This is a genomic window from Pseudomonas sp. NPDC077408 (assembly GCF_050269105.1).
Classification (GTDB): Bacteria; Pseudomonadota; Gammaproteobacteria; order Pseudomonadales; family Pseudomonadaceae; genus Stutzerimonas.
In genome coordinates this window covers 475,000-499,065 of the sequence record NZ_JBNNHS010000001.1, presented here as the reverse complement: position 1 = coordinate 499,065, position 24,066 = coordinate 475,000, and the positions used below count along the sequence as shown (strand labels likewise).

Genomic DNA, 24,066 nt, shown 5'->3' with positions numbered 1-24,066 from the left:
TGCGCTTACTGGGCAGTGGCTACCTTCGAGCAGCCTTTCTGACTTCTCACTCGCTCTAGGCTGGCTAGGCGCTCGCGAGCGCTGGACATCGCCGCTTCTTTCTCCATCACGTTGCCGATTCCGAAATCACCAAGGAAGGACAGAACCGAACGGCCATCAAACTGACTTTCCTTGTTCACTTGCTCAATGAATCCGTGAGTTTGCGCGATCTCAATAGCCACCGCATTGCAGTCAAGCCGAGCAGTTTCGCCAGCAGTCACGACCGGCTCACGCCCGTAGTGCTTCGTGGCGCAGCCCGAGACAACGGCAACGGCAAGTAGGATCGATGCGAACTTCAGTTTGTTATCCATGGCGTATCTCTTTGAGTGTGCAGGCGTCCCTGCGGGCCTGATCAAATTACAGATACTTAAGCCCTGGAGCAAACTCTGTTGTGTACAGATCGCGCGGCCAGGCGCTGTTGATTAAGTCGTAGAACCCGGCCTGTATCTGAATCGCCGTCCCCTTAATCTCGCCGCCAATCACAGACATTCGATAGGGCGGCTCGGCGGGGCTCGTCAGATCGCTAGCCAGATACGACCGATACGTCATGGTTACCCTTTCTTCCGCCTCAAGCGCCTGATCAATCAGCGCCTGAGCCTCGCCCGTCACGTTATCAATGGCAAAGGTCAGCGACTGATTGCCGCTGTTGCCTCGCTTGGGTAGCGCGACTGCCATGCCTGACGCCTGGAACGTCAGCGCCCGGCCATCCTCGGTGATGCAATGCTGATCCTCGAAGCCATCGCACAACAGGATCGACTCCTCCCACGCGTCACACGACAGCTCAAGCGTGGAAATGATCACGTCACCGCCCGAGGCATAAACCTGTTCGAGGATGGTCATAGTTTTCTCCAGACGTAAAAAAACCGCTTACGCGGCCTGTGTATTTCGTCAGCCCCACACCCGCCACGGCGTTTTCGGCTCGCTGAGCGTCACTCCAGCAGGCCACTCGACCGACTCAACCGACCGGACGTTGACGTGCCAGCCCGGCAGCTCGGTGTAGACGGGTTCCTCGTCCGTGCCTCCGGTGCGCTCGGACCAAGTGCCGATGACCTCGACGGCGTGGCCCGGCAGAGGATTCCCCTCGTCGTCCGTGACTCCAGCCGCAGCAAGGGCTTCGGTCATGGCCTGTTCGTCAGCGGTGCTGATGTAGTAGTCGATAGTCATGCGGTGAGCGCCTGTAGTTCGGAGCCGGAGAGACGCTTGGGGAAATAGCGGATGGCTTTGATATGGCCAGACCATGCGTACCCACTCATGATCGAACCGCCGATGGATAGAGAAATGGGCGAAACAGCCTGCGGCAGTGTCAACGCCCCTATGCTTTCGCTATTGATCGACCCCGACAGAGAGCCGCTATCCCACGTCACCACCATCTTGTTATTTGAGGCGCGAGTGGTCGTTCCCTTTACTGTCCTGGCCACTCCATCCTGATTCGTGTAGATACTCAGACCGTTTGCGTTGTTTGTCTGGAATGAAGCGATGTAACTTGTTCCAGATGCTGCCAGTTCCAGCACCCTGCGCCAGTTCGGCAGGTTGGGAGAAGACATGCCAGCCTCCACAAACAACGTGCCCTCCACGCCGTTGAACCATGGCGACAGCGTATTCACCGACGCGATATCAGCTGTGCGGGTTACCTGGGCGGCTAAAGTTGGGATATGCGAAGTGGGGAAAGAGTCGGCTTCGAGTTGGGCGCCCCAGATGTAGATTGCTTTACTGCCCGGATTCCCAGTATACCCGTGGATATTGCCTCCGTGATCGGAGGCAAACAATCGGACAGGTAGCGTATCCGTCGAGGAGAAGGCCGCCCAACACTTATAAACACCTCCACCTACGTGAACCATCCCTTTTCCAACGACGGAAGGCGGCGTGCTTCCTCCAGCATAATCGCCGCCTACATTTCCTGTTGCCAAGTCGAAGAATACTGCACCCCAATTAGTTGACCCAGACCGCATATATAGCCAGTCTCTAGCGCCCTTTTTGGCATATACGCTAACAACCACAGCTAAGCCGTTGGCGGAACTGACAGTTTGTTGTATGCCGTGCCATCCTGTTGTGTCTGTCTCCGTGATCGCAGACATGGATGCGTGGCCGTCAGGGCCGATTGCCACGCCTGAGCTGATTGTGGCGCTTGTTTTCTGCCAAGCAGCATCCCCGAACGCATTGCTATACGTCAGCAGGTTGGTGCGCTGCTCCTCGATCAGCAGGCCGCGACACTCTCCTGTAACCGGGTCGTAGTCGATACGCCGCGTGTTAGCCGGTAGCCATTCGTAGACGCCTTGCGCGTTGAAGCGGCCACCGCCACTGGAGCGGCTGAATGTGATCAGGTCGGAAAAAGCTACTGCGCCCATACGGTCACCAGTGTCAGAGTGCTTGTCTTGTCGTAGACGTAGTAAGCGCCGTTAGCGAAATCGAGGATCAGCGTACTAGGCGGCGCCACGTAGGCTTCATAGCTCGAAGGTTGGCCCGCCTGCGTCTCGTCGGCTCGAATTGTGACCACATCGCCCGTCGCGAGGTTATCGAGATCAGCCAAGGCTTCGGCGTAGGTGGCGTAGTCAAAAACGAACTCAGGCCATTCGCGGTTGATCGCCATATCCAGCAGAGACGGGAAGAGGATGTATTGCGGCAGATGCTGCCAGCCGTCGGCGAAGGTCTGCTTCTCGCGAATCTCAAGCCGGCAACTGATCTTCCAGTAGTCCGGGCCGTCCATGCGCGCCATGTAGGCCGGAGCGCTGTCCGAGCCAACGAAACGCATCACGGTTTGCGTTGTGATGCCGCCAGTCTGTGCCCAGCCGGTGAACCAATCAGCACCTTCTTTCAGCTCCCAGCGAAACCATGCTTCGAATAGCTCGAATTCCTTCTGAGACATACCCCAGGAAAGCGTCACGAAGCTGGGAACGCTGGTGTACTTCTGCCGCTGCCTGGCTCTGCCGCTCTGCATCGCCGTTCGTGAAAGGTTCGGCGCGTGCTCTAGCGCATAGCCGGACAGGTCAGGGTATGGCAGTTCTGCGGGGTACTGGATCATCTGCCAACTCCTTGAACGCCGAATTTCTGACTGATTGCCTTGGCGGCAGGCCCGTCGCTGTAAAGGTCGGCAACAAAGGCATTAACGTTCCACGAGCCGTCATCACTCTGCGTCTTCTCGACAGTTCCCGCCTTGCTAGCGTCCTCAATCAAGTTGACGGTCATGTTTAGCCCGCCGCCTCCTGACTTTCCGCCGCCCTGCTTGGTGTGGTCGATGATGGTCTCGTTCGGGTGGACCATGGCCATGAACCCGCCTTTACCATCCAGGCCGCCAGTACGCGGGCCACTGCCAGTGAACCCACCGCCCTCGAACGACATAGCCACCGAGCTGATGTTGCTCACCAGTCCGGCCGTAGCCGCTGCGACCGACGCCATTGCCGCCAAGTTGAGCGGAAACGGGTTAGCAGCAGCGAGCGCGATACCCTGCTGAATGGCGATCATCGACTGAGCGATAGCGAAAGCCTTCTGTGCAACGAACATCGTTTTGTAGATGCCGGACTGCTCGCCAGCGAACTGCTTGGTGACATCCGCAAGATTGCCGAACAGATCGGAAGCCCCCGCAAGCGCTACCTGCTGTCGCGCCGACTCAATCTCGCTGACTTCCTGCTGATGCTGCGCATGGATGTTGGCGATTCGGGTCGCATACTCTTCCTCGGTGATGGCTTTCGTCTCGAGAAAGGCCCGCTGCTTCTCAAGCTCCGTCATGCGCCACTGCTCAAGCGCAGCCGCCTCTTCCTGCAGGCGGATGAACTCGCTTCCTGCGCCGCCGACCGCAGCGTCAATACCGCCGCCGTCTGGTGCCTGTGAAACCCCCTCAACGGTTCCAGGCGCCTGCGCAGCACTCATCTGCACCTCGCGTATGCGGCGCAGTGTTTCGAGGCGCTGCAGTGCCTCTACGTTGCCTTGCCGCTCGTACTCGGCAATCTTCTCGGCGTACTCCAGTTCGAACTGTGCGTCGTTGGCTGCCCGCAGCTGCCCGGACTCGCGGAGGATGTCGATGCGGATCTGTTCTTGCTCGGTCAGGTCGCGCTTGGCGTCCAATTCGCGAGCAAGATCCATCAGGTAGTTCGCGCGCTGCCCGGTTATGCCCTGCAAAGATCCGCTTTCGAGTTCGTAGCGAAGCCGCGCTTCTTCTCCAACTTGGCCATACAGCTCGATCTGCCGGCCCAGCTCGGTTTCAGTGTTGCTATAGAGCGCGTCGAGCTTCCTTGCTGCCGTCTCGGCTTCCTTTATGACCTTTTTGGTCGCTTTGGATACCTCGACACTGATGCCAGAGTCTTCGCCCTTCGGCGTCTCTTCCCCTGATTTCTCGCCGACACCGATCAGCCTGTCTCGCGCTTTCTGGAAGCGATCGATTTGCCCGTTAAGCTGGGCAAGCTCGGCGTCGATTTCCTCTCGGTCGTAGAGCTTGAACTTGAAGAACGCCGTGTCTTCTGGATCGTTCTTGTCCAGCTTCCGGCGCACGTCCTGCAGGTCGCGGATGCGAGAGAGCGTGACGCTGATCTCGTTATTGAAACCCTCGGCGGTTTGCTTGCTGTCGCGGAAGAAATCCATGAACTCGCCGGAACTGAACCGGTCAAGTGCTCCAGAAAGCTCCAGAACCGCGCTGGCGAAACCCTTGCTCGCCCCGCTTGCTTCGTCCAGCTTGCCGATGACGCCAACCAACGAGTTAAAGAAGGTTGTCGCAGCCTGCGCCGCGGTCACCTCTAGCGTGGTCGATAGCGCGGCGACCTCTGCCTCTTGGCTCTGAAGGCCGCGAATAATCTTGTCTGCTGTCAGCTCGCCGTCGGCGCCCATCTGCCGCAGCTGACCGGTCGTAACGCCGAGCCCGCGCGCGATGGCCTGTGCCAGTGCAGGCGTGCCTTCGAGAATTGAATTCAGCTCATCGCCGCGCAGCGAGCCGGAGGCCAGCGCCTGGCCGAACTGACGCATCGCGCCGGAAGCTGCCTGCGTATCGGCGCCGCTCAATGCGATTGTGCGGCTGACCGTCTTGGTGATTGACTCAACGTCGGCAAAGTTGAGGCCTAGCTTCTTGGCGTTCTGCGCAATCCGCTGGTAGACCTCGGCGGTGACTTCGAGTGGCTGATAAGTTTCTTGCGCCGCTCGCATCACCGAGGCCTGGGCGAAAGCTAGCTGCTCGCTGCCTTCAGTCACCAAACGCAACCGGTTGGTCAGGTTGGTGTATTGCTCGGCGGCGCGGACCACTTCCCGAACACTGATGGCGGTCGCCAGAATCCCGCCGACCTTGGCGAATGTGTTGCCCATCTTGCCAACAGAGCTTTCCGCGCGATTGGCGGAGGCCGGCAGCTTGTCGAGTTCGGTCCTGGCCTTGCCGACCTGCGTGCTGTCTACGCTGACAACCAGCTTTGCATATTCAGTCATTCTGCAACTCCAAAGTGCAAAGCGTGGTTTTCAGCAATCAGTTCGATTTGCCGGCGTAAGCGAGGCGCAGAGGCCAGTAGTTCTGCGGCGTCGATATCGGCAGGCAAGGACCACTCGGCGATCAGTGAGGCGGCGAGGATTGCCCGGCGCTGCCTGGCGTGGTGTTTGCGAAGCAATGGCTGATCAGCAGATAGGCGCCCATCGCTCACGGCCTGCATCACTACGTCTTCGCTGGCCTGCTTGAACTCGGCGCTCATCACAGACCGGACGCGCATCCACTCGCGGTTTCCCTCAGGGTCCACAAACTCAACGCGAACCCCAGCGCTTGCGCGTGTTCGGGTGTAGAAGTCCTGGGGCTTCATTGCATGGCTACCTTGTGCTCCACCGCAGCCAGTCGGCGCAGCAGGTCTATCTCATAGGGCCGAAGGCTCATCCCGTACAGATCAGCCCATGCCTTCAGTTCAGCCATCGACTCGAAAGGCCGGGCTGAGCAGTACCACTCCCACACATAGGCGAGTTCGGGCGGGCAATCAGGACCATCTAGGCTGGCTGGCCGTTTGCCGGTCTTCTCGGCGATTGCTTCCAGCTGGGCGCGGATGGTGATTCGCTTGTCCGGACCGGTCTTTGGTCGCGGCCCTGCAGGCTTCAACAGGCCAAGCTGATGCTCGGCGTGCTCGATCAGGCGCTTACTGAGCCCGTCGAGCGTTTCCCAAAAAAACGGCGGCGGTCACTCGCGAAACGGTCAACCTCTGCTGTGATGTAGGGCGCCTCACGAAGAAGTTCCAGCAGCGCGGCTTCGCTAAACTCCGTCTCGAATGACCAGCCAATGACCAACGCGGCATTCAGCTTGAGGCGTGCCTGCTCGGTCTTTTCCGCCTTCTCGGCCTCATCTTTTAGCGCAGTGGCGACCAGCAGTTCGCGGCGGAACTGATCGGCAGCCAGGCGGCACTGATCGGAATCAACCCCGCGAATCTGAAGCCAATCATCTGTCGGCGTGCCATCAGGCAGGGAGAGCGGCATGCGCTCCCCCTCGTTCGCCTTGGCACGAGTGAAAAAGTCACTCGGTTTCATGCGAACCCCTTATGCCGCAATGCGGGTAATGGTCACTTCGGTTCCCACTGCCGGATCGTTGAACGCCCGGTAGTCGTAGGACTGAATGATCGGATCGTCGCCGCTGCCTTCTTCGCTCGATGTGGTCAGCTTGGCTTGCGTCATGCTGATTTCGTAGCTGTTGGTGCCGTCTGTGAGAGTGACAACCAGCGGGGTCTTCGTCTCGCCAAGGTACTTGGCCTTGAGGCGGTCGTCCTCGATATAGGCGGACAGCGAGCCGTTCACGTTGATTCGACCCAGCTTGATGTCGTAGGCATCGCGAGAGAACAGGCGGTAGATCGCTTCCATGCCGTTCTCCAGCGTCAGGCTCAGCGCCGTGGCGTGGTTCAGGCCGGTTCCGCCTTCCGTCAGCGAGCCTTCGAACGTGGTCATCATCACGGTTTCGGTCGGATTGGCGATGGACTCGGTCACGCCGTCGAAGACGTAGGCCTCTTCCTTCTTGCCGATCATGGAGAAGGTGACGCCGATCTTGCCTTGCAGCGGGCAATCAATGGCAACGGTGCCGACCTCGCAGCCGCGGTAGATCAGCCAGCGGCCAATGTCCTCGTTGTGTTTGAGGATGGCGAAGCTGCGGCGCGTGGTGCCGGTCTTCAAGACGTTGGTGGTCCATGTGCCGTGAAACGCCGCTTCGAGCAGCATATCGAAGGTGCTGAAGGTCAGCTCGGCTTCGAGGTCGCCCGTCACACTGGAAACGCCACTGCGCGACTCGGCCATGTGGCGACCAGGCAGCATCTCGTCCGACTCCAGTTCTTCAACAGACTGGCTCAGCCCGTTGTTGATCAGCCGCAGCGGAATCCAGGCGACTGCAGGGTCAAGCGCGCCGCCGACGCCCTCAAGCTTGATGTACGTGTTTTGGTTGACGCCTTGTGCATAGGGCATTTTGCGGTCTCCAGAAATGCAAAAGCCCGCTCAAGGCGGGCTGCGGTGTTCGTGTTTGTGGTTACGCCGGGAATGACCAGGCGGTGCAGTAGATGCTGATGCTGACCGACTGCCAGACATCTTCCTGGCGAATCTGCGAGCGCTCAGCGCGGCGAATCAGTACGCCCTGGCCTTGGTAGTCGAGGCGCTTGCCCGACCCGAAGAAGGCCAGCAGCGTGTCGACGTCAGTCAGAAGGCCGGCGTGGCCGATGTTCTTCGGGTGGAATACGTCGATCTGCAGAATACCGGTCCACTCCTGCGCGGCATTCTTACCTTGTGCGGCAGGGGCGCGGCCGGTCGGGAGCCCAGTGAGGCGAGCCCAGCTTTGCCCGGTCGGGGGCGTGAAGCTTTTGCCCTCGAATGCCGTTCGATCATTGGGCATGACACCGGACGCGACGTAAGCAGCCACCAGCGCCGAGTGAATCTTGCTCTCGCTCATGGTCACACCTTGTTATCTCGGATGGCTTTCTTCAGGTTGCGCGCTATGCGGTCCATGTTGCGCTTCACCATCCCTTCGGGTGCCTTCTGCGACCCGCCGTTCTCGATGATCTCGGCGTAAGGCATGGAGTTGCTGATGTAGGTCTCTTGGCCGGCACCTGCAGGCGTTTTAGCGACGACCTCAGCCATTGCGGCCTTACCGCCTTTATCTATTCGCCCATTCTCGCCGGATGCTGGCTGGCCGACAGTGGTTTGCCAGTCTCCTCTGAGTCGCCCATCCCGAACGGGCGTGTCACGAATAATTCCATTGAAAAGCGAAAGCGTCACAGCCCGAACTATTCCGTCGCTCGACTCGCCAGCCGCAACGGAGAACTTCCGCACATCGTCAGCGAATGCCATCAGCGCCTCCCCTGGATTTCGTACACCAGCGGAGTGCCGGCCGGGTTGATCTCTTTGATGTTCACGGCGGTCCAGGTATCGGTTCGAAGATATACAAGCTCGCCTTCGTCGTTCCGCTCGAATACATCGGCGAGAATCTTCGTGCTTAGCGTCGGCGCTCTTATATCGCCCGCAGCGAGCATGATCTTTTTATCGTTCTGGCGTATGTCGCTGCCTGCTAGGTTAGCCGCGCCTGACTCTCGCAAACTGTAGTCGCCCAGGTATGCGCTGCCGATCTGCTCCGCAACTGCACCCGGCGTCGAGCCGCCCGTGATCGGATCGTATTCACCTGGGGCGGTATCGCGCAAAACAACTGACTGACCGCGCTTTTTCAGCAGGCGAAGAGCGGTTGCCGCCATCCGATCATAGAAAGCGTCCATCCACTTTTCTCCAGACAATAAAAAACCCGCACTTGGCGGGTTCGGTTTGAACGCGGCGATTACTCTCCGCCAAGACTCACTTCGCAGCCGACATAGATTCCGGTCGGGTATTGCTGGCTCATATCCTGCTGCGCAAGCATGTTTATGGATACGCTCGTAGGAGCGTCGCCGAACTCCTGCTTGATCTCGGCGAAAGCGGCCTGCATGTGGCGGTTTATGATGGCCTGCATAGCTTGCTTGGTGTCGCGGTATTCGCTGATGGTCTTCGCAATTGTCATGGCCGCTGCCTCTGATTCTGGTCGGTGGCTCATAATATCAGCAACGAAGGCATCTATATCCCATTGCATTTCACGCCCTCACGGCAAACAAGCCACGCGTCTTCAGGTAGTCAGCGAACTGCGCGCGACTCGGGCGATCAGGCGCGGCCGGCAGCAGATAACCCGACTTGTTGTCGGCGTACTGCACGTCGACGGCGCCCTCTACCCGCTCGCGAACCACTGCGCCCTGACGCTGGGCAGGCGGGTCAATGTCGTCAGCGTAAATCTCGGCAGCCAAAGCCATCTGGCCATACTGAATACGCGCCGGAATGTAGGTCGACGGCAGAATCTCACCATCCACCTCGACATCAGCGCGAGGCCACGCCAGAGACTGCGCAGCGCTCGCTTTGCGGCCTTTCCAGCCCATGACCTGCATCTGTAGTGCGGCCCGACGCAATAGCGCCTCCTGAGCCTCTACAGTGGTTGGGATGGTCACGCCGTAGTTCGCGGCATAGCTGACCAGCTCGGCGGCAGTCGCGTAGCTTTCGGCGTCAGGCTTCCCGCTGCCGTCCTCGGTGATCAGTGCCATACGTTATTCCTTGGCTGGTTCTTTGGCGGGCTTGCCTGGCTTGCCCTTAAAGCCGCGAGACTTCATCTCTTCGGCCACCTTGTCTGGCACGTTGACCTCCCCACTTGCCGGCACGAGCACAAGCTCTCCGGCGAAGTGGTAGAGGCCGGGAGTTCCGACCACTACCATTTCGATTCTCCTTAGCCGATGTTGCGCAGGCGCGCCATATGGGTCTTGGACTGACGAACTTCCATACCGAAGTCACCGATGATGCGAGTGCGCTCGCCGTCCTGACCTGGCTGGGTGGCGTCCAGGGTGCGCCAGTTGCCAGACTCGGAAGCGTTGCCGTTCGCCATCGGGACGATGGAGATCATGCCGGCGTCGTAAATCACCAGCTCTTTGTCGTCGAGGTTGGTGTCGACCACGATGCGGTTGACGTTACCCACCAGCGGCAGATCGCTCGGCAGCTGCAGGATGGAGCCCTCGTCCGCGCTCCAATCGGACAGACGGTTGCTATCGTAGTTGGCCGAGACCAACTTGGACAGCTGGCGAGCCTGCTTGATGCCTACCGCGATGGTGTTCGCAGTGCCGCCACGAGTCACGATTTCAGCGTTGATGGCGTTGATCGCGTCGAGTGTCAGCACAGCGGCTGCGTTGTCGACGTTGACAGCACCGGCCTGATCGAGGAAGAAGCGCAGGCCACCGGTATAGCTGACAGTCTTGGCGCCGATGGTGGCGGTTGCACGACGGCCACGAACCAGGGCGCGGTCCATCTGGATAGTCAGCTGACGGATGCGCTCGGAAACCTGGAAGCTCAGGTCGTTGGTGTTGCCGAACTGGATGGTCGCCAGCGCACGACGCGAGAACTCGACGGCGGTATCCATCGTCTGGAAGAAGTTCTCAACCGGGTCCGGCTGGTAGATGCCGTCGTTCTCGGCGCCGGAGTTTTCTTCACGGCCCACGGAGTCGATCACGACAACGGTACCGGAAGCGATGGTCGCAGCAGTGGTGCCGCCGAAGCCGCGAGTCACGGTCAGGTTGTTACCGGAAACCGCAGTCACGAGCAGCACTTCATCCGAGCCGACCGGGGAAATGGTCATGCCAGCGCGGAACTTGGTGCCGTCAGCCACTGCAACAGTGGTAGCAGCCGCCAGGGCCTCGGCAGTGGTCGCCGAGCTGGTGGCGTCGACACGCATATCCAGCCAGGACAGCTTGTAGCCCTCGAACGGTACGCGAGCAGCGCCGAACTGGACGGTCTGCAGGATGCCGGTGCGGTTGGAGCGTGCGATCTCGAACGCCTCGTTGATGACCTTGTCGTTCAGGACAGAGGCCAGGGTCGAGGACAGGTTTTCGTTAGCCATTATCAGTTACCTTTGTCAGGTGTGCGGAGATGAAACCGGCCACGTTGCCCGCCTTCTTGGCGGCTTCGGCCTGAGTGTTGGTGTCCGTTGCAGCCCCGCTGCCCGGTTTTGCACCGCCAGCCCCGCTGCCGGATGCGTGTGTACCGACGATCAGTGGCGCAAAGGCCGGATCGTTGGTGAATTCTGCTTTCAGTTCTGCCAGGGTCGCCGCGCTGGGCTTGCCGTTGGCGTCGAGAACGACGACGGTCGGCTCACCGTTGCGGATATCCATGCTCAGACGCGATTGGATGTGCGGCAGGAGGGCCTTAGCGCTGCCCTGCACAGCCAGTTCGGCGGCAAGGTCGGTAGCCGCGCGGCCAACGGTCAGGTTCTTAATCTGTCCGGCCAAGCCTTCGCGCTCTGCCAGCAGTTCCTGTTCGCGCTTGCTCAGCTTTTCCTGCCAGGACTTGTCGAGGGCTTCCACGTCGCCATTCTTGCGAGCGGCTTCCTCGGCGGCCTTCTTGGCGGCTTCCTCGGCTTCGCGGGCTTTCGCCTTGGCAGCCTTTGATTCGCCTAGCAGCTCTTCGAGCTTGGCTTTCAGGCCCGACACGTCCTCGCCCTGCGGGATGCCGTTGACCTTGAGCTGGAACTTGCCGCCCTTCTCTTCGTAAAAGCCCTGCAGGCCTTCATCCAGCCCTTCCAGGCTGTCGCGTTCAAAATCAAGCATGTATCCCCCTGGGATGTGGTGTGCCCCGAACCCAGTTCGCGGGCAATAAAAAACCCGGCGCAGTGGCCGGGTTTCGGTGAGGTGGTTTCGTTATGCCAGCTGTGATCTCTGCGCCTCGGCAAACAATTGCTTAATTGAATCTGCGGTCTGGCTGGAAACCGATGACCTGCCTTTCCTGAGCGCGGGATTTCGCCAGTGCTCATTTCTAAGCAGCTGATGGTCTCGAATGCTCATAGGCCCGACTGTTGGCTCGCCTGTGCCATAGACCGCGCCGACGCTTAGCCCAAGGTTATTGCGGCTGGATATGATCCATGCCGCATCCGTTATTTCGTCAAGCGCGAACGACAGGGCAATGCATGCCGTCTTGAACTGTGGCGCTGCTTGTGCAGCCCTCTCGATGCTGGCCTTAGCTTCAACAATTATCGACTCAGCCCACTTGACTTGCTTTGGCGAACCAATCAAATCGCTCATCGCACAGTCTCCGCGCGGTAAGGGGCGATTGGTGTCGCATCTGGAGTATCGCGAAGCTCGTCGGCAAACCCTACCGGCCACCATTTACACTGGCCACCAGACAGACTCTGCTTCATTAGCAGGCCGCGCTCGCGCATCCCCTCTAGGAACCGGTAAAGCCTAGCGGTTTTCTGGTGGTAGCCGCCCGTTATAGCTATCAGGATTAACGCTGTGCTTGAGCATGCACTACCGAAACGCTCAAGCGCTTCTTGGTCGGTGCGCCCCGCAATGTCATACCCATAGGTATTCATCTGCTCGCGAATATTACGTTTGATAACCGCTAAAACTTCTTGCTCTGTCATATCGAACACCTCTATCCGATGACCTCTGATTGGGTGCGGCAGGCGATGAGGTAATCGCTTTTCGGGTGCCCCCTAGCCGCTCCGTTATTCTACTACAGCCCGGCTTTTTCGAACATGAGTGGTTCCAGCAGCCTTAACTGGTCCAGCGATAAAGGCTTGAACTGTCTATCAAGTTGAAGCTCAGCAAATCGCTCAGCGCTTAACCCGCCTTCGCGAAAGAGCTTTGCCCGTACCGGACCAAGCGCCGCGTCTTGGAAGGCGCTGGGCTGACCAGAGAGCCATTCGTAATACGTTGTCTTCGCGTCGACATAGCCATCCTTGCTCGACCGCGTAGCGTCGTCATCTAAGAAACTGTATCTGGCGTCAAGCTCTGGCGTGATGCTGGATCGGCATCGGATATGCAGCGGAGGGATCGGCCCTTTGCCCATCTCGAACACCCTTTGATCGAGCGAGCGACACTGAGAAGAAGTTTTGGAGTCAAGGGTGGCGATAAATCTCCATCCTGTAACGACATCAGGGTTCGCCTTCAGTGTTTCGAGTCGAGCAGTCATTGCGACGTGCTGAATTGCTGTCCTTACAACCGCTTCAGCGTTGCGCCGAGTGATGGCGAGCAGGCCGTCGCTGTACTTCAGCGCCTTGGTGCCGCGAATGCGATTTATCAGTTGCTGATTCGTTTCGCCCTGGACATAGCCAAGCCGAATCGCTCCGGTCACCCGGTTACGCTCAGCCTGCGTCCAATCCTCGATGAACGACTCCAACAGCTTGCCGCCATCCTGCCCGGTCACGCTGAGCGGCTGAGCCTTCACGGCGGCCTGTATCGCGTTAACGGTCGGAGCCGCTGCGGTGATATTGACTAGCACCTGATCGAGCGACCTTGCCTCAAACTCGGCCTCATAGGCGCCAATCTCGAACAGGTCCAGCATCAGCTGAGACGTGAACTCGCCGTGAATCTTGGCAAGCATCGCGTCAATCGATTTCAGCAGCCCTTCAAGGCGCGCCCGGCTGTAGTCAGTGAGCGTGTCGCGGCTGAGCCTGTCGCGCAGGTCCTTGTCGATGCGCCGAAGGAAGGGATCGATCTTCTCGACCTCTCCCGACTTCAAGCGCTCGATTAGGACGGCATTACGCGTTGCCGACTGGATCAGTAGTTCTGCCGTCGCCATTGTCGTCGTCCAAGTTCAGGCCAGACGTGCTGCTGGCAAGCTCTTCGCGGATATCGTCGTCCGATTTCTCGGCGTCGATCAGCCCGAAGCGTCGGAACTGAGCCCACAGATCAGCATCAGTGATCGCGCCGGCCTGCCAGGACTTGACCAGTTCGGCCAGGGTCTGCGGATCAAGGCGAGCCTCGATGAAGTCTTGGTTCAGCGCATACACACACTTGCCAGAGGCGCCCATGAACTCTGCAGCGAACTGCAGCGCCTTGGTGTAGGCCTCGCTCACGTTGGACGCGACCAGTGACAGAACGGAGTGCTCTGCGGCGTTATCCGATGCGGCCTCGGTGGCGGTCTTCGTGGCGCTACCCTGCTCAACCAGACGAGCACCCAAGGCGATCATCTGGCGCTCTTTGGTATCAAGCGCCTCCTTGATCATGGTGTTGGCCTGAGCCTGCAGGATGCCGGCCGAACCACCTTGCGGCAGCGGCAGGATGGCCCGCGAGCCGAAGTAGATGCCTTTCTCTTCAAGCATCGTGACCCACTGCTCATCGAGCCCGGCCATGAACACTTGGGGTTGACCGCAGAGGTAGGCAGCGTCCTCGTAGTCGGCGCTGTTGCGATAATGCCCTGCGTTAATCTCTGCCAGGTCATACAGCGGCGACTCATCGATGGACGTGTCGTTGTTCTGTGCGCCGACGAAGAAAGCCGTGATTTCCGACCAGGGCTGACCATTGCTGCGGCGTGGGTTGTAGCTCTCGGCGATCCCGAACTCACCCTCGCCACCAGTGCGGCGCCATACATCGACGGTGTAGATGCCTTCCTGCAGGCTCAGCACACGGTATTGCGGTTCGGTCTTGATGCCGAAGCCATCCTCAGTCTCGTGCGTCTCGCGCAGGACGACCAGGGACAGCATGTGACGTGCGCCTACCTTCGTGGTGCGCCAGTTGATGACCGCTTCGGCTGGGTATGCCGTGATGGTGGCCCGCGCCTTGCCGCTTTGCATATCGGCCCGGCTGGCAGACTCAACGGCAGGGAAGTCGACCATGATCAGCGAGCGACCCGTTTCGAGCACGTCAGCAAGGACCGTCTGTGACTGCTGGTACACGCTGATACCGGCGCCATTGGCATCGGTGGCCATGTAGTCGAGCAGGGCCGGAACTGTCAGCGTCGGCACCACGCGGAACACAGCGCCGACTAGGCCATCACGAGTGCGGCCGGTGGCGTTGTAGAACACAGCCCGCGCCAGGTAGTTATCGTAGCGCTGCTTGTTCTCGTTACTGGTGTCATGCGGGTTCGGCTTGGGCAGGTACAGCTCTCGCGCACCCTTCACAGCCTCGGAGCCCTTGCAAACGTCGCGCACCAGGCGCCAACGGGCTTGCGCTGCCTCGTATTCGGGGCGCTTGTATTCGACGTCGGCCATTATCGGGCAAATCCCATAGTGATTGAGGTGGCGGGCTTGATGATCGGGAACAGCTTGGCAATCGGATAACCCGCGGCGTCTAGCACGTGGTCAATTCCGCTCGACTTGTCCGGCATTCCGTTCTTGTCGTATGCCTGCTGTTCCAGACCATCAGTCAGATGCGGGCAGCGATGGGTGTTCACTTTCAGCCGTCGCTGGCCTTCTCCATTCAGGATCAGCGCGTTTACGGCGTTCACACGATCGGCAATGGCCGGGTTTGTGCCGTTCACGCGAACGGATAGACCGGCCTGTTTGATAATGCTCAGGTCGGACTCGCTGGCGTTCTTGCTGCTGCCGTTCTGTCCGCTGGCGTCGGGGAAGATCGTCACGGCATGCCCCTTGCGCTTGTAGCGCTCAAGGAACAGCTCGACCATCTGAGGCGTATCACGACCATCGGTGATTTCGTCGACCGCAACAGGCCAGCCATCGCGCATCACGTAAATGACGGCGCTCATGTGCAGACGGTTGAAGTCCATGCCAATAAGGGCAGGCTCGCCTTCTTGGAGTGTTTCGCTGGAGTGGTTCAGCGTGCGGCTGAAGTCCGGGTAAACGCTGCCGGTTGTCAGGTTGGTGAAGCGGCCTTCGATGTATGCGTCGATCAGTGCGGGCGGATAGCTGTCACGCAGAGACTGAACGTAGTCATCAGGTAGGAACGGGTTGCTGTAGGTCGCCGCCTGGACCATCACGTAGCCGGGCTTTGGGTTGCGACCCCAGGTGTCGTAAACGAACTGGTAGCCTTCCGGCGTGGTGTAGGCGGACACGCGGTTGAACGGGCTTTCGATGCCATCAGGCCGCTGCCGGTTACGGGCAATGATTTTCTGCCAGGCGAGCTTGGCCTGAGCCTTCTTCAGCGTGTCGATCTCATCCACGTGCGCGCGGTACGACTCATAGCCGATGATCCGCGCCGGGTTCTCCAGTGTACGCAGCACGAAGTCACCACACTGGCCGGAGCTGGTGTAGATGATGTTCTCTTGCTTGTTGTACTTGTACCGGATGCCGAGGTCGGACAGCTTCTCCTCCATCCTCGGCGCCAGGATCAGGCGAACCAGATCGTAAGTGGGTTCGTAAAGAGCGATCAGTGCAGACGATGAGTCCAGCGCGTCACGAATGGCGCAGTTAGCCAGCGTCTCCGTCTTCCCCGTACCGAAGCCGCCGACGAACGCCGGGTACTTGTCGGGCAGCTGAAAGAACCTAGCCTGCGGCTCCGTCATTTGGAGCCTGAGCACTCGTCCTTCCACCTACCACCTCGATCTCTATTCGGGCCACTGGCGGCAGCTCTGGCGGGTTAGTCTTCAGCAGCTCGGCGCGGGTACGCTCCAGGCTCTCAATGCGCGCTGTCAGGCGATCAATCAGCCCCGAGTAGTCACGGACCTTGCTATTGGTTGTCGTTCCGCCTGTCTCGCTGCTGTCGACCTTCTCGCTGTCGATCTCAAGGGTGTTGCCGAACTCGCTCTCACGAGCCAGGGCACGCATCAGGCGAACGCGGGTCAGGCGAAGCTCATCGTCCACCCTGCCAAGCTCAATGCGGGTTAGCGTGTCGTTTTCTTCGTCCGTCAGAAACTTGCTGTAGATGGAGCCAGGCTTGGCGGCGTGCTGATTGCCTTTGTTGGCTTTCGAGGACGCCCCACCGTGTAGCTTGCAGCGAGAGGAACCCGGTACTGCGTGACGCTTGCATGGTTCCCCGTTGCCGCGCGTTTTAGCGCCGCATAGGGCCATGGGATAGCCTCATTCAAGGGGTGTTGTCGCTAATGATTCATTCAACGTCGTTCGAATGGCGTTCGCCTCCACTCTCTCCTCCCCCATCTCCACGCCTCAGCGATGAGCAGGCCGAATAGGCAGGCGATCAGGTAGGCGAATAGGAGGCAGGCGTACAGGCGTCTCATGGTCTGCGGTCTAGATAAACCGTTGCGAACATGGCGCCCCATCTTGTGTAAACCCATAGACGCCGCCCAGAGAATGTCGGCGATCCGAACCTGACCCACCCGAAGGACACAAGGCGCCACCACGGCCAGGTCTGGGGCCCATGCTCTGGACGAAGTTCGTCCCGCATGTCCGCTGCACTGAACTCAAACTTAAGACGGCTCATTGCTCTGTCACCTTCGGCTGAGGAATCACTCGGGCGATAGCGGCAGCCATACCCAGCGCCATGTTCACGCCAGCCCATACGATGGGGCTGATATGCCCGTCGAACGCTACCCATGTACCGGCAGCGGCGTTCAGTGCGGCGGTGATGATTGCGAACTGCACACTGGTCAGTCGCCAGGACTTGCGCCATTCAGGAATCAGGTTCATGAGCCAAAGCCCTTTGAGATGAGCGGCCATATCTTGTCGAACACGGCTACCAGCGCGAACCCGGCACCAATGCCATAGGTAAGCTTGCTGCTCAGCGTGTCTACCTTCCCTGCTACCTCGTCCTGGCTCTCACCAATAGCGGTGAGCTGGCGGGTCATGTGCTCGAACTGTTGTTCAAGCTTGGTCAGGCGGTTGGGCGACTGGGCGTGGTCTTTGTCGAATCTGTCAAGGCGGTGCCGGGTTACGGCTGCCTCTTGCTCCAGTGCTCCGACTCGCTCATGCACTGTCCTGCCCTCATGGCTGTCGGTCATAGTGGAGTCTCGAAGTAATAGGTCCGGCCGCTCTTACCTGTCGCTATCCGCTCGGAGCTAGGAAGCAGTCAAAGGCAAGGGGCCGGAAAGTAAGAACCGCTGCGTACCCGAAGGCAGAGGCAACGGCCGTCTGTAGATCCCGACTCCCCGCACGTCTGCAGGGCGATACTCGTTATCGAGTCGCACAGTGTGCTGCGGTGTGGCGCTAGGCCGATTCGCAAGCAGGCCGGGGATTTGGTTTGCACTGCATTGCGCATTATCTGCACATTGGTGCGCTGATCTTGCAATACGGTGCGAATGGATGGGCGCAGGATGGCGAGGCCTTCATCAGCCGTGTTCCGCCCGAATTCGACGCATAAAAAAAGCCCCGACATTTCTGCTGGGGCTTTCTTGAAACACTAACGCTAACCAAAGGGACCGTCGACCAAAACTGACCCTTTAGGAAAGCAACCCAACCCGAGAGCCAAACCTGGCAACGAACTGAGGCTTGACCATCTCAACGCGTGAAATGACCAAGATAGGCACATACTCTATCGTTTTCTCATTGCAGTCAAGCTGTTCTTGCAAATTCTCCGTGGTAGCGTTTGGCTGCTTCAGCGTATGCCGCCGCGCCTTCTTCCACCGTATCGTAACGGCCAATGTGCTTGTATTTGCCATCAACCGTGATCTTCACCTGATACCTGCCCGTCGAGGAGCAATAGCAGACGCCTTTAACGCCTGTCTTCGAGGATTTTGCTGCCCTCTTGTTGTGCATGTTCTGTGTCTGGGTCGCAGGCCTGAGATTTGAAATCCGGTTGTCAGTAGCTACCCCGTTTGCGTGATCGATCACAAACTTCGGGAACTCTCCGTGAACGTACAGCCAGGCTAGGCGGTGAGCCCTGTAGTGAGCCCGATCAATACCTATGTAGACGTAGCCGCCAGCAGACACCCATCCTGCAGCCTGTCCAGCCTTGGAACCGTTACGCATGTCGTTGCGCCAAGAAAATAGGCCCGTGCCCTGGTCGTAGCTAAGAACTTCTTTCAGTCGCTCTTGAGTGAGCATATCGAACGTCTCCTATTCGATGCGTCTCATGTGAGGACGTGGCAGGGAGTGAGACAACTCCTTTTCGGCCGCTAAGCCTAGCCACGCACGATGATTATACCTTATGCAGCGCAGCGGATCAGGCCTTCGCGGTCGAGTATTTCTTGCGCGTGAATCAGCGCTTCGTTGACCTGGCCCTCTAGGCTGCGCCGGATCGCAGACCGCCAACGGTAAAGCGTTGAGTCAGGCTTGCCGCCATCATCCCAAGAGTTAATGTCGTACCATGCAGCCGGCAGGACGCTCGTGCTGCGCTTCCCTTCCACGCCCGGCAGCTTAGGGAATGCCCATGTGGCCACGGCACACTGTACGAACCGCTCCGGCGCGGGCGACTTGATGGAGCCGGCGAGCGCTTGCATGGCGTCGTGCTTGCGCTCCAGATGGGTGCTGTACTTTGCGACGAGAGCCAGCCACAGGCCTACCGGCAACGCCTTATGCAGCCGCCCATGTACCCAGCAGTCAGTCAAGAACGACTCTTCCTTCCCGCTAATCTCCCCAGGGATTCGAGCAGCCTGAACCTTAGGCTCAAAATCGCACCCTCCCGCGCTATTGATGGTTTCCGCAGCCAGGGCGCGAACTACTGCCGATACGACGTTTTGGTATTTCATGCTGCTGCTCCCCGTACTGCTGCCGCATCGCGGCGAAAGAATGACCCGCCGACGCAATGGATCAGCGCCCGCTTACCGTTTGCATAGGTAATCTCGTGTGTTGCGGTCCAGCCGCTGAGCGACCCGGCGTTGTAGCCCATGTTCATCAGCGAACTGGTGCCGACCGAATGGGCACCGTCGATGATCCGGCCGCCGTGGCCATGGCCGTGGGTGACCTTGGCGCCGACCGTGGCGAACGCCTGCGTGCTACCGCGTGCGCCGTTTGGCCCTTTGTCGCCGTGGTTGCTGAAGTCGATGCCGAAGCGCATGAACGACTCGTCGGGCTTCAGCCACTTCACCCGGTCGGCAGCGCTCATCAGCTTGTCCATCCAATACTTGAACGGGTCGCAGTAAGAGCCGTCGACGATGGAGCGGAGCATTACGGCCTTGGTTTCGTGGAATACCAGGGTGTTCTCGATATCCAGGGCGTTCTCGGACTTCTCCAACCACTGCCGGAAGTGATCGTGATGGTTCGAGTTCACCATGATCGTCTGATCGGCAAAGGTGGCCAGATCATCTACGTGGCGCGCAGTCTTCTTCAGCTCATGCAGTACGCTGGATGTGCCGTCGACGTGCCGCTTGAACTTCTCGAAAAACTTGTTGTGGTGGCTGGCCGATCCGAAGTTCAGCACGTCATGGAGCACCAGATGCTTCGGCTGCACTAGGCCGGCAAGGGCTCTGGTTGCCTCTGTAACAACCGGGTCTGCCATCTCCGCATGAATGTCACCCATCGTCAGCACTTCAGCGCGCGGTGCCTTTTCAGGCCCTTTCACGGTGTACTTCGTGTCGAGGTCGATAAAGCTGCCGTCTTTCATCGGGCAAATGTGGCGGATGTGGTTGCGCGGCCCGTCCACTTCGACCACGACGGCGCCAAGCGTATGGTGGAACTCGCCTTTCTTGCCGGCGTTGGTGTCGCTGTAGTTCTCAACGGTGCAGGCACCAGTGGTCATCACCAGCTTTGCATGGTCGCCCAGGCGTGTCGCTACAGACTCCAATGCAATCTTTGTGTGTCCCAGGATCGCCCAGTCACGGCCGGAAACGGTCAGCCAGCCCTGCAGCGGCTTCACGGCGGTCGGCTGGATCTTGATGTCAGCCAGCACAACCAGCCCCTTCGCCAGCTTCGTGCGTTCGTGGGTGATGTACGGCATCAGGCGGGCATCCCACCAGTCATCCTCGCCAACCTCATCGCGACGGGTTGGGTTCTTGTAGCGCATCGGGATAACGATCAGCCGCGCACCGCGCAGTGAGCAATAGAGCTGCAGCGTCTTCAGGAAGCCGGCGTGTGCCTTGGTGGCATTAACGGCCGACGTTATGACGTAGGTCTCGGCCTTCCCTTCCAGCTCAGGCACGTCCACGCCCCGCTTCTCGTTGTAGATATGCGAGCAGCCAGTGCAGCACAGGCGGCGATTGGTGCCCCGGTATGAGTGGAGCGTGCTGCCTGTGTTCAGGCACTTAGGACATGCGAGCATTGATTTCCCCTTAAAACTCTTCAATGGCCCAGCCGCCGCCCGCCTTTTTGGTCTTGGCGGTTACGGCGATGATGCGGAACGGGTATTGGTCGGCGGGGGAGTAGCTGCTCTTACTTGCGATTCCCTCCGCGCCAAGTCTTGCGGTTGCTGGCCTGCTCTTTCGGTGTTGACCATTTGCAGTTGCTTGGCTCGTAATCGCCGTCGTTGTTGATCCGGTCGATTGAAAGCCCAGACGACCAAGACGCGCCCATATCCGCAAAGAACCCTTCAAACGTTGCCCATTGCGGACAGACCTTGATCCCTCTTCCGCCATACCGGTGATAGCGGTTGTGGTTTGGATTGCTGCATCTGGCGTGCATCTGCGCCCATGACGTGTAGATGGGGCTGACCTTTCCACCAGACGCATGTCCGTGCGTAGTGACCTTTTCTGCAACGCGGCGGTACCGGTCACACCCGCACGATGCCACTGCTCCACTCCTGAGGTGCGAGGTGCGCACCCTCTTGATTTCGCCGCAATCGCAGCGGCAGATCCAAAAGATCCGACCTTGAGCGTCTCGACCATCCTGTTCCTGCGCGATGAGCTTTCCAAATCGCTGCCCTGCTATATCTATTGCATTGAAGTGCACGGTAATGCCCTCTTATCAAACCATTACCGCTTTATATTACCAGAATCGCTTTATCAGTACCTCACAAATTCCCAACCCCCGCCTCTTTTCTTGGCTATCGGAAACGCGACAATTACCGGGAACGGGTAGTCCTGAGCGCACACCTTGACCTTCACCTTTGCGTCATCTGTAAATATTCCCGGTGCGCCCTTGACCTCGTGCAGTTCCATCGAGCCATCGGCCAGCATCACGGCGAAATCCGGCGTGTAGAACGTCTTGTCTGCCAGGCGCAGCTTGATTCCCTCGAAGCGGTACCAAGCGATCTCGCCGGCAAACTTGCGGGCCTCTAGGTGCTGGCGGTACGCCTCTTCGGTCTTGTTCATCTGGCCGACCGGGAGGCGCCCCAGGGCTTGCATGCGTCTTGCTGCGGTCATCTACTCCCCCTCGCCTTGGCTGCCAGCGCCGCACGAACCATCGAACGAAGCAGCGGGCTCATCTTTGCCAGCTCGGCCGATACCCATTGGCGCCACGGCTGCAGGCCCATCGATTTGCACCGATCCCTCAGCTTGTCCGCGATTACCCCGGCAAGCTGCTCCGCATTGGCCTTGGCAATCAGGCCGTCCGCTGTTAATCCACGCTTCGCCGCGGAGGAGGTCATTCATCGTCGCCCCCAACCTTGATCCGCCCGCAGTCTTCGCATTGAAATACCTTTCCTGGCGGGCCTTCCTGAGAAGGAAACTCATAATCAAACCGATAGCGGTGCTGGCACTCCGGCGCAAAGTACAGGTGCCGCTCCGCATCGAACGCCACATCCGGCCACTCGACGGTGCGCGGGTCTCGGCAGTCGATGGTGTTGATCTGGCCAAACCCCTCCTTCTGCAACGAGCGGCTTTGCTCAACCATGTCCAGCGCGGCAACTACCGAAGGGGCCTCGACGCGCTCGCCTGACGGCATCTCTACGGTTACGGCTGAGCCGGTGTTGCGGATGATGTGGCCGTTCATGCCGCCTGCTCCTGTCCTGTGAGCTGTTGCACCAACTGCAACAACTTCTCCTCAGTTCCGAATCGCTCAATGAAGGCCAGCTTCGAGAGATGAATGCTCGGCACGGCGGGGTGCGCAGTGCCACGGTGATGCGCCGGGCAAAGTGGAATGCCATCCATGTGGCTGGCACGCTGGCCCTTGCCGCGACCGGCGCGCGGGTGATGGATCTCTGCGGGCGTGCCGGGTGTGCCCTGCAAGTAGCAGGCGACGCAGCCAAGCGAGGCGACGCGGGATAGGTGGGCTTTCTCGGCTTTGGTCATGCCACCTCCCCGAAGATATCCAGCTGCTCTTCCCGTGCCGGGCGCTCGATATCGCCATTGACCCAGGCGTCCCAGGTCTTGCGGTCGAATAGCTGGCCTTCGTAGTCGTGTCCGCCGCAGGTGTTGCAGTAGGTGTGCGGGGTGCGCATACCGAGGGATGTGGTATTGGCTGAATTGCAGAGCTTGCAGGTCATGCGCCGTACCCCTTGCGTTCGGTGCGCTGGTTGGCCTGCTCGGTGCGATACAGGTCGATACGGAGCTGGGCCGCAGTGATCTGCATCTTCAGCCGCTCCTCTTCGCCTACGGCCACGCGCAGCCCTTCCAGCAGCTCTAGGTATTCGGGGTGCGCATAGGCGTATGCCTCACGCTCGGCAATGGTCTTGACGCCCTTCTGCTCGGCCTCGATGAAGAGCATCGACTTCTTGCATTTGCGGAACTGCTCCAGATACACGCGGGATGCTTTGGCGTCGGCGTATGGGCGGGCTCGGTCGCGGATGTAGGTCAGCGGCTTTTCGATCTGCTCATCCATGACGACGCTCCTTCAGCGAAGCGCAGTCGATGCAGCAGGTAGCCCACGGCGCAGCGCGGCGGCGGGCCTCGGGAATCTCAACACCGCACTCGAGACATTCGTCGGAGCCCTGCCCCTGCAGCTTCTCGCGCACAACAGCCACGCCGCTGATCCGGTCCAGAATCTCTATGCCACTCGCCCGGTCGGCGGGGTCAGGCATGTTGCGGCTCTGCTCCAGGGCTTCGGCCATTTCGTGAAGGGAACTCATTTCGAGGCCTCCTGCTTCGCCAAGGCTTCTGTCTTGTGCCAAACCGCTGATGGATCGCTCTCCAGCTCCTCAATCAGCTCGGGGGCAAGGTTGCGCACTACCGCCCATAGCGCAGACTCGTAATCGCTGCTGTCGTCGAAGTAGATAGCGCTGACCGCCTCGTGCAGGGCGCGCGATACTCCTCTACGCTCAACAGCATGAGCTTTCATCTGGTCGATCTCTGATTCAGCCTGCCTCAAACAGCCGCGAATCACTTCCAGCGTGTCGCGGCTTACTTCGAACCGGCAGTCGACGGTGTTCTTGTCAGCTTTCAGCCGCTCGTTCTCCGCGATCAGCTCGAGGACCGTGGCGGGGTTGGCGGCAGCTATGAATCTCACGTTCTCCATCTGGTGCGAGTCAGCGATGGCGCTCCATGATTCGACGTATGTTGTTTCGCCCTCGACCCGTGCAGGGCAGATATAAGACCCGTCGTAACTCCACGGACCCGGCGTCGCTGCCTCAGCCAACTTCTTCAGCTCATTCCACTTGCTCATCCCCTCACCCCCGTCGC

The 24,066-nt window shown here is 59.4% G+C and carries 37 protein-coding genes and 1 pseudogene; all 38 read right to left on the bottom strand.

The window, feature by feature from the left end:
* Positions 1–5: 5 nt before the first annotated feature.
* Positions 6–350: a hypothetical protein gene (locus tag ACQKEK_RS02575; RefSeq protein WP_392853264.1), complete on the bottom strand. Its 345-nt coding sequence runs from the start codon at positions 348–350 to the stop codon at positions 6–8.
* 46 nt (positions 351–396) lie between these two features.
* A complete protein-coding gene (locus ACQKEK_RS02570; protein ID WP_392853266.1) occupies positions 397–879 on the bottom strand; it encodes a DUF1833 family protein in 483 nt (160 codons plus the stop codon).
* Between the two features lie 48 nt (positions 880–927).
* Complete coding sequence (locus tag ACQKEK_RS02565) at positions 928–1,203, bottom strand: hypothetical protein (protein ID WP_392853267.1); 276 nt, start codon at positions 1,201–1,203, stop codon at positions 928–930.
* Entirely contained in the window at positions 1,200–2,384 is a 1,185-nt protein-coding gene (locus ACQKEK_RS02560; protein ID WP_392853269.1) for a phage head spike fiber domain-containing protein, read from the bottom strand. Before ACQKEK_RS02560 ends, ACQKEK_RS02565 begins: the two co-directional genes overlap by 4 nt.
* Positions 2,372–3,058: a hypothetical protein gene (locus ACQKEK_RS02555; RefSeq protein WP_392853271.1), complete on the bottom strand. Its 687-nt coding sequence runs from the start codon at positions 3,056–3,058 to the stop codon at positions 2,372–2,374. Before ACQKEK_RS02555 ends, ACQKEK_RS02560 begins: the two co-directional genes overlap by 13 nt.
* On the bottom strand, positions 3,055–5,439 hold the full coding sequence (locus ACQKEK_RS02550; RefSeq protein ID WP_392853273.1) for a tape measure protein: 2,385 nt from the start codon (positions 5,437–5,439) through the stop codon (positions 3,055–3,057). The genes ACQKEK_RS02555 and ACQKEK_RS02550 overlap by 4 nt, the downstream gene beginning before the upstream one ends.
* Positions 5,436–5,801 (bottom strand): hypothetical protein, encoded by a 366-nt coding sequence (locus ACQKEK_RS02545; RefSeq protein WP_392853275.1) that lies wholly within the window; start codon positions 5,799–5,801, stop codon positions 5,436–5,438. The genes ACQKEK_RS02550 and ACQKEK_RS02545 overlap by 4 nt, the downstream gene beginning before the upstream one ends.
* Entirely contained in the window at positions 5,798–6,088 is a 291-nt protein-coding gene (locus ACQKEK_RS02540) for a phage tail assembly chaperone (protein ID WP_392853277.1), read from the bottom strand. The genes ACQKEK_RS02545 and ACQKEK_RS02540 overlap by 4 nt, the downstream gene beginning before the upstream one ends.
* Positions 6,089–6,117: 29 nt before the next feature.
* Positions 6,118–6,510 carry a hypothetical protein gene (locus ACQKEK_RS02535; RefSeq protein ID WP_392853278.1) on the bottom strand — a complete coding sequence of 131 codons (393 nt, stop codon included), beginning with the start codon at positions 6,508–6,510 and terminating at the stop codon, positions 6,118–6,120.
* Positions 6,511–6,519: 9 nt separating this feature from the next.
* On the bottom strand, positions 6,520–7,428 hold the full coding sequence (locus ACQKEK_RS02530) for a phage tail tube protein (RefSeq protein ID WP_392853280.1): 909 nt from the start codon (positions 7,426–7,428) through the stop codon (positions 6,520–6,522).
* A gap of 61 nt (positions 7,429–7,489) precedes the next feature.
* Complete coding sequence (locus tag ACQKEK_RS02525; RefSeq protein ID WP_392853282.1) at positions 7,490–7,906, bottom strand: phage tail terminator-like protein; 417 nt, start codon at positions 7,904–7,906, stop codon at positions 7,490–7,492.
* Positions 7,907–7,908: 2 nt separating this feature from the next.
* Positions 7,909–8,304, bottom strand: a complete 396-nt coding sequence (locus ACQKEK_RS02520) for a hypothetical protein (protein WP_392853284.1) — start codon at positions 8,302–8,304, stop codon at positions 7,909–7,911.
* Positions 8,304–8,723, bottom strand: a complete 420-nt coding sequence (locus ACQKEK_RS02515; protein WP_392853286.1) for a hypothetical protein — start codon at positions 8,721–8,723, stop codon at positions 8,304–8,306. The genes ACQKEK_RS02520 and ACQKEK_RS02515 overlap by 1 nt, the downstream gene beginning before the upstream one ends.
* A gap of 59 nt (positions 8,724–8,782) precedes the next feature.
* Positions 8,783–9,070 (bottom strand): hypothetical protein, encoded by a 288-nt coding sequence (locus ACQKEK_RS02510; protein WP_499167525.1) that lies wholly within the window; start codon positions 9,068–9,070, stop codon positions 8,783–8,785.
* Between the two features lies 1 nt (position 9,071).
* Positions 9,072–9,569, bottom strand: a complete 498-nt coding sequence (locus ACQKEK_RS02505; RefSeq protein ID WP_392853290.1) for a DnaT-like ssDNA-binding protein — start codon at positions 9,567–9,569, stop codon at positions 9,072–9,074.
* A 3-nt stretch (positions 9,570–9,572) separates the two neighbouring features.
* On the bottom strand, positions 9,573–9,737 hold the full coding sequence (locus ACQKEK_RS02500; RefSeq protein ID WP_392853292.1) for a hypothetical protein: 165 nt from the start codon (positions 9,735–9,737) through the stop codon (positions 9,573–9,575).
* 11 nt (positions 9,738–9,748) lie between these two features.
* Positions 9,749–10,909 carry an SU10 major capsid protein gene (locus ACQKEK_RS02495; RefSeq protein WP_392853294.1) on the bottom strand — a complete coding sequence of 387 codons (1,161 nt, stop codon included), beginning with the start codon at positions 10,907–10,909 and terminating at the stop codon, positions 9,749–9,751.
* Complete coding sequence (locus tag ACQKEK_RS02490) at positions 10,902–11,615, bottom strand: hypothetical protein (RefSeq protein ID WP_392853295.1); 714 nt, start codon at positions 11,613–11,615, stop codon at positions 10,902–10,904. Before ACQKEK_RS02490 ends, ACQKEK_RS02495 begins: the two co-directional genes overlap by 8 nt.
* Before the next feature lie 90 nt (positions 11,616–11,705).
* Positions 11,706–12,086, bottom strand: coding sequence for a hypothetical protein (locus tag ACQKEK_RS02485; protein WP_392853296.1), 381 nt, complete (start codon positions 12,084–12,086; stop codon positions 11,706–11,708).
* On the bottom strand, positions 12,083–12,427 hold the full coding sequence (locus tag ACQKEK_RS02480) for a hypothetical protein (RefSeq protein ID WP_392853297.1): 345 nt from the start codon (positions 12,425–12,427) through the stop codon (positions 12,083–12,085). Before ACQKEK_RS02480 ends, ACQKEK_RS02485 begins: the two co-directional genes overlap by 4 nt.
* Before the next feature lie 92 nt (positions 12,428–12,519).
* Positions 12,520–13,587, bottom strand: a complete 1,068-nt coding sequence (locus ACQKEK_RS02475) for a minor capsid protein (protein ID WP_392853298.1) — start codon at positions 13,585–13,587, stop codon at positions 12,520–12,522.
* Positions 13,547–14,998, bottom strand: a complete 1,452-nt coding sequence (locus tag ACQKEK_RS02470) for a DUF4055 domain-containing protein (RefSeq protein ID WP_392853299.1) — start codon at positions 14,996–14,998, stop codon at positions 13,547–13,549. The genes ACQKEK_RS02475 and ACQKEK_RS02470 overlap by 41 nt, the downstream gene beginning before the upstream one ends.
* On the bottom strand, positions 14,998–16,263 hold the full coding sequence (locus ACQKEK_RS02465; protein WP_499167520.1) for a phage terminase large subunit family protein: 1,266 nt from the start codon (positions 16,261–16,263) through the stop codon (positions 14,998–15,000). The genes ACQKEK_RS02470 and ACQKEK_RS02465 overlap by 1 nt, the downstream gene beginning before the upstream one ends.
* Complete coding sequence (locus ACQKEK_RS02460) at positions 16,229–16,546, bottom strand: hypothetical protein (protein ID WP_392853339.1); 318 nt, start codon at positions 16,544–16,546, stop codon at positions 16,229–16,231. Before ACQKEK_RS02460 ends, ACQKEK_RS02465 begins: the two co-directional genes overlap by 35 nt.
* 117 nt (positions 16,547–16,663) lie before the next feature.
* Positions 16,664–16,753 (bottom strand): annotated as a pseudogene (locus ACQKEK_RS02455) (HGGxSTG domain-containing protein); the annotation flags it as partial.
* Positions 16,754–17,119: 366 nt separating this feature from the next.
* Positions 17,120–17,329 carry a DUF7940 domain-containing protein gene (locus ACQKEK_RS02450; RefSeq protein ID WP_392853301.1) on the bottom strand — a complete coding sequence of 70 codons (210 nt, stop codon included), beginning with the start codon at positions 17,327–17,329 and terminating at the stop codon, positions 17,120–17,122.
* Positions 17,326–17,640, bottom strand: a complete 315-nt coding sequence (locus ACQKEK_RS02445) for a hypothetical protein (RefSeq protein ID WP_392853302.1) — start codon at positions 17,638–17,640, stop codon at positions 17,326–17,328. The genes ACQKEK_RS02450 and ACQKEK_RS02445 overlap by 4 nt, the downstream gene beginning before the upstream one ends.
* 550 nt (positions 17,641–18,190) lie before the next feature.
* A complete protein-coding gene (locus ACQKEK_RS02440; protein WP_313284617.1) occupies positions 18,191–18,682 on the bottom strand; it encodes an HNH endonuclease in 492 nt (163 codons plus the stop codon).
* Between the two features lie 101 nt (positions 18,683–18,783).
* On the bottom strand, positions 18,784–19,326 hold the full coding sequence (locus tag ACQKEK_RS02435; protein WP_392853303.1) for a hypothetical protein: 543 nt from the start codon (positions 19,324–19,326) through the stop codon (positions 18,784–18,786).
* Positions 19,323–20,834, bottom strand: a complete 1,512-nt coding sequence (locus ACQKEK_RS02430) for a hypothetical protein (RefSeq protein WP_499167517.1) — start codon at positions 20,832–20,834, stop codon at positions 19,323–19,325. Before ACQKEK_RS02430 ends, ACQKEK_RS02435 begins: the two co-directional genes overlap by 4 nt.
* A gap of 679 nt (positions 20,835–21,513) precedes the next feature.
* Positions 21,514–21,822, bottom strand: coding sequence for a DUF1064 domain-containing protein (locus ACQKEK_RS02425; protein ID WP_499167515.1), 309 nt, complete (start codon positions 21,820–21,822; stop codon positions 21,514–21,516).
* 47 nt (positions 21,823–21,869) lie between these two features.
* Positions 21,870–22,097: a hypothetical protein gene (locus ACQKEK_RS02420; RefSeq protein ID WP_392853307.1), complete on the bottom strand. Its 228-nt coding sequence runs from the start codon at positions 22,095–22,097 to the stop codon at positions 21,870–21,872.
* Positions 22,094–22,441, bottom strand: a complete 348-nt coding sequence (locus ACQKEK_RS02415) for a hypothetical protein (protein WP_392853308.1) — start codon at positions 22,439–22,441, stop codon at positions 22,094–22,096. The genes ACQKEK_RS02420 and ACQKEK_RS02415 overlap by 4 nt, the downstream gene beginning before the upstream one ends.
* On the bottom strand, positions 22,438–22,740 hold the full coding sequence (locus tag ACQKEK_RS02410) for a Ref family recombination enhancement nuclease (protein WP_392853309.1): 303 nt from the start codon (positions 22,738–22,740) through the stop codon (positions 22,438–22,440). Before ACQKEK_RS02410 ends, ACQKEK_RS02415 begins: the two co-directional genes overlap by 4 nt.
* The gene (locus ACQKEK_RS02405; RefSeq protein WP_392853310.1) at positions 22,737–22,934 is read right to left on the bottom strand and encodes a hypothetical protein; all 198 of its coding nucleotides are present in this window, start codon (positions 22,932–22,934) and stop codon (positions 22,737–22,739) included. Before ACQKEK_RS02405 ends, ACQKEK_RS02410 begins: the two co-directional genes overlap by 4 nt.
* A complete protein-coding gene (locus tag ACQKEK_RS02400) occupies positions 22,931–23,269 on the bottom strand; it encodes a hypothetical protein (protein ID WP_392853311.1) in 339 nt (112 codons plus the stop codon). The genes ACQKEK_RS02405 and ACQKEK_RS02400 overlap by 4 nt, the downstream gene beginning before the upstream one ends.
* Positions 23,262–23,516, bottom strand: coding sequence for a TraR/DksA C4-type zinc finger protein (locus ACQKEK_RS02395; protein ID WP_392853312.1), 255 nt, complete (start codon positions 23,514–23,516; stop codon positions 23,262–23,264). Before ACQKEK_RS02395 ends, ACQKEK_RS02400 begins: the two co-directional genes overlap by 8 nt.
* Positions 23,513–24,049, bottom strand: coding sequence for an ead/Ea22-like family protein (locus ACQKEK_RS02390; RefSeq protein WP_392853313.1), 537 nt, complete (start codon positions 24,047–24,049; stop codon positions 23,513–23,515). Before ACQKEK_RS02390 ends, ACQKEK_RS02395 begins: the two co-directional genes overlap by 4 nt.
* Positions 24,050–24,066 lie beyond the last annotated feature (17 nt).

Bases quoted from the DNA above. Each gene is read 5' to 3' on its own strand.
- ACQKEK_RS02530 (WP_392853280.1), bottom strand. From the start codon at position 7,428: ATGCCCTATGCACAAGGCGTCAACCAAAACACGTACATCAAGCTTGAG.
- ACQKEK_RS02440 (WP_313284617.1), bottom strand. From the start codon at position 18,682: ATGCTCACTCAAGAGCGACTGAAAGAAGTTCTTAGCTACGACCAGGGC.
- ACQKEK_RS02545 (WP_392853275.1), bottom strand. From the start codon at position 5,801: ATGAAGCCCCAGGACTTCTACACCCGAACACGCGCAAGCGCTGGGGTT.
- ACQKEK_RS02495 (WP_392853294.1), bottom strand. From the start codon at position 10,909: ATGGCTAACGAAAACCTGTCCTCGACCCTGGCCTCTGTCCTGAACGAC.
- ACQKEK_RS02555 (WP_392853271.1), bottom strand. From the start codon at position 3,058: ATGATCCAGTACCCCGCAGAACTGCCATACCCTGACCTGTCCGGCTAT.
- ACQKEK_RS02560 (WP_392853269.1), bottom strand. From the start codon at position 2,384: ATGGGCGCAGTAGCTTTTTCCGACCTGATCACATTCAGCCGCTCCAGT.
- ACQKEK_RS02575 (WP_392853264.1), bottom strand. From the start codon at position 350: ATGGATAACAAACTGAAGTTCGCATCGATCCTACTTGCCGTTGCCGTT.
- ACQKEK_RS02535 (WP_392853278.1), bottom strand. From the start codon at position 6,510: ATGAAACCGAGTGACTTTTTCACTCGTGCCAAGGCGAACGAGGGGGAG.
- ACQKEK_RS02430 (WP_499167517.1), bottom strand. From the start codon at position 20,834: ATGCTCGCATGTCCTAAGTGCCTGAACACAGGCAGCACGCTCCACTCA.
- ACQKEK_RS02435 (WP_392853303.1), bottom strand. From the start codon at position 19,326: ATGAAATACCAAAACGTCGTATCGGCAGTAGTTCGCGCCCTGGCTGCG.
- ACQKEK_RS02445 (WP_392853302.1), bottom strand. From the start codon at position 17,640: ATGACCGACAGCCATGAGGGCAGGACAGTGCATGAGCGAGTCGGAGCA.
- ACQKEK_RS02415 (WP_392853308.1), bottom strand. From the start codon at position 22,441: ATGAACGGCCACATCATCCGCAACACCGGCTCAGCCGTAACCGTAGAG.
- ACQKEK_RS02480 (WP_392853297.1), bottom strand. From the start codon at position 12,427: ATGACAGAGCAAGAAGTTTTAGCGGTTATCAAACGTAATATTCGCGAG.
- ACQKEK_RS02400 (WP_392853311.1), bottom strand. From the start codon at position 23,269: ATGGATGAGCAGATCGAAAAGCCGCTGACCTACATCCGCGACCGAGCC.
- ACQKEK_RS02505 (WP_392853290.1), bottom strand. From the start codon at position 9,569: ATGGCACTGATCACCGAGGACGGCAGCGGGAAGCCTGACGCCGAAAGC.
- ACQKEK_RS02420 (WP_392853307.1), bottom strand. From the start codon at position 22,097: ATGACCTCCTCCGCGGCGAAGCGTGGATTAACAGCGGACGGCCTGATT.
- ACQKEK_RS02525 (WP_392853282.1), bottom strand. From the start codon at position 7,906: ATGAGCGAGAGCAAGATTCACTCGGCGCTGGTGGCTGCTTACGTCGCG.
- ACQKEK_RS02565 (WP_392853267.1), bottom strand. From the start codon at position 1,203: ATGACTATCGACTACTACATCAGCACCGCTGACGAACAGGCCATGACC.
- ACQKEK_RS02450 (WP_392853301.1), bottom strand. From the start codon at position 17,329: ATGAACCTGATTCCTGAATGGCGCAAGTCCTGGCGACTGACCAGTGTG.
- ACQKEK_RS02470 (WP_392853299.1), bottom strand. From the start codon at position 14,998: ATGGCCGACGTCGAATACAAGCGCCCCGAATACGAGGCAGCGCAAGCC.
- ACQKEK_RS02485 (WP_392853296.1), bottom strand. From the start codon at position 12,086: ATGAGCGATTTGATTGGTTCGCCAAAGCAAGTCAAGTGGGCTGAGTCG.
- ACQKEK_RS02500 (WP_392853292.1), bottom strand. From the start codon at position 9,737: ATGGTAGTGGTCGGAACTCCCGGCCTCTACCACTTCGCCGGAGAGCTT.
- ACQKEK_RS02515 (WP_392853286.1), bottom strand. From the start codon at position 8,723: ATGGACGCTTTCTATGATCGGATGGCGGCAACCGCTCTTCGCCTGCTG.
- ACQKEK_RS02520 (WP_392853284.1), bottom strand. From the start codon at position 8,304: ATGGCATTCGCTGACGATGTGCGGAAGTTCTCCGTTGCGGCTGGCGAG.
- ACQKEK_RS02395 (WP_392853312.1), bottom strand. From the start codon at position 23,516: ATGAGTTCCCTTCACGAAATGGCCGAAGCCCTGGAGCAGAGCCGCAAC.
- ACQKEK_RS02405 (WP_392853310.1), bottom strand. From the start codon at position 22,934: ATGACCTGCAAGCTCTGCAATTCAGCCAATACCACATCCCTCGGTATG.
- ACQKEK_RS02510 (WP_499167525.1), bottom strand. From the start codon at position 9,070: ATGCAATGGGATATAGATGCCTTCGTTGCTGATATTATGAGCCACCGA.
- ACQKEK_RS02550 (WP_392853273.1), bottom strand. From the start codon at position 5,439: ATGACTGAATATGCAAAGCTGGTTGTCAGCGTAGACAGCACGCAGGTC.
- ACQKEK_RS02425 (WP_499167515.1), bottom strand. From the start codon at position 21,822: ATGAACAAGACCGAAGAGGCGTACCGCCAGCACCTAGAGGCCCGCAAG.
- ACQKEK_RS02490 (WP_392853295.1), bottom strand. From the start codon at position 11,615: ATGCTTGATTTTGAACGCGACAGCCTGGAAGGGCTGGATGAAGGCCTG.
- ACQKEK_RS02570 (WP_392853266.1), bottom strand. From the start codon at position 879: ATGACCATCCTCGAACAGGTTTATGCCTCGGGCGGTGACGTGATCATT.
- ACQKEK_RS02410 (WP_392853309.1), bottom strand. From the start codon at position 22,740: ATGACCAAAGCCGAGAAAGCCCACCTATCCCGCGTCGCCTCGCTTGGC.
- ACQKEK_RS02390 (WP_392853313.1), bottom strand. From the start codon at position 24,049: ATGAGCAAGTGGAATGAGCTGAAGAAGTTGGCTGAGGCAGCGACGCCG.
- ACQKEK_RS02475 (WP_392853298.1), bottom strand. From the start codon at position 13,587: ATGGCGACGGCAGAACTACTGATCCAGTCGGCAACGCGTAATGCCGTC.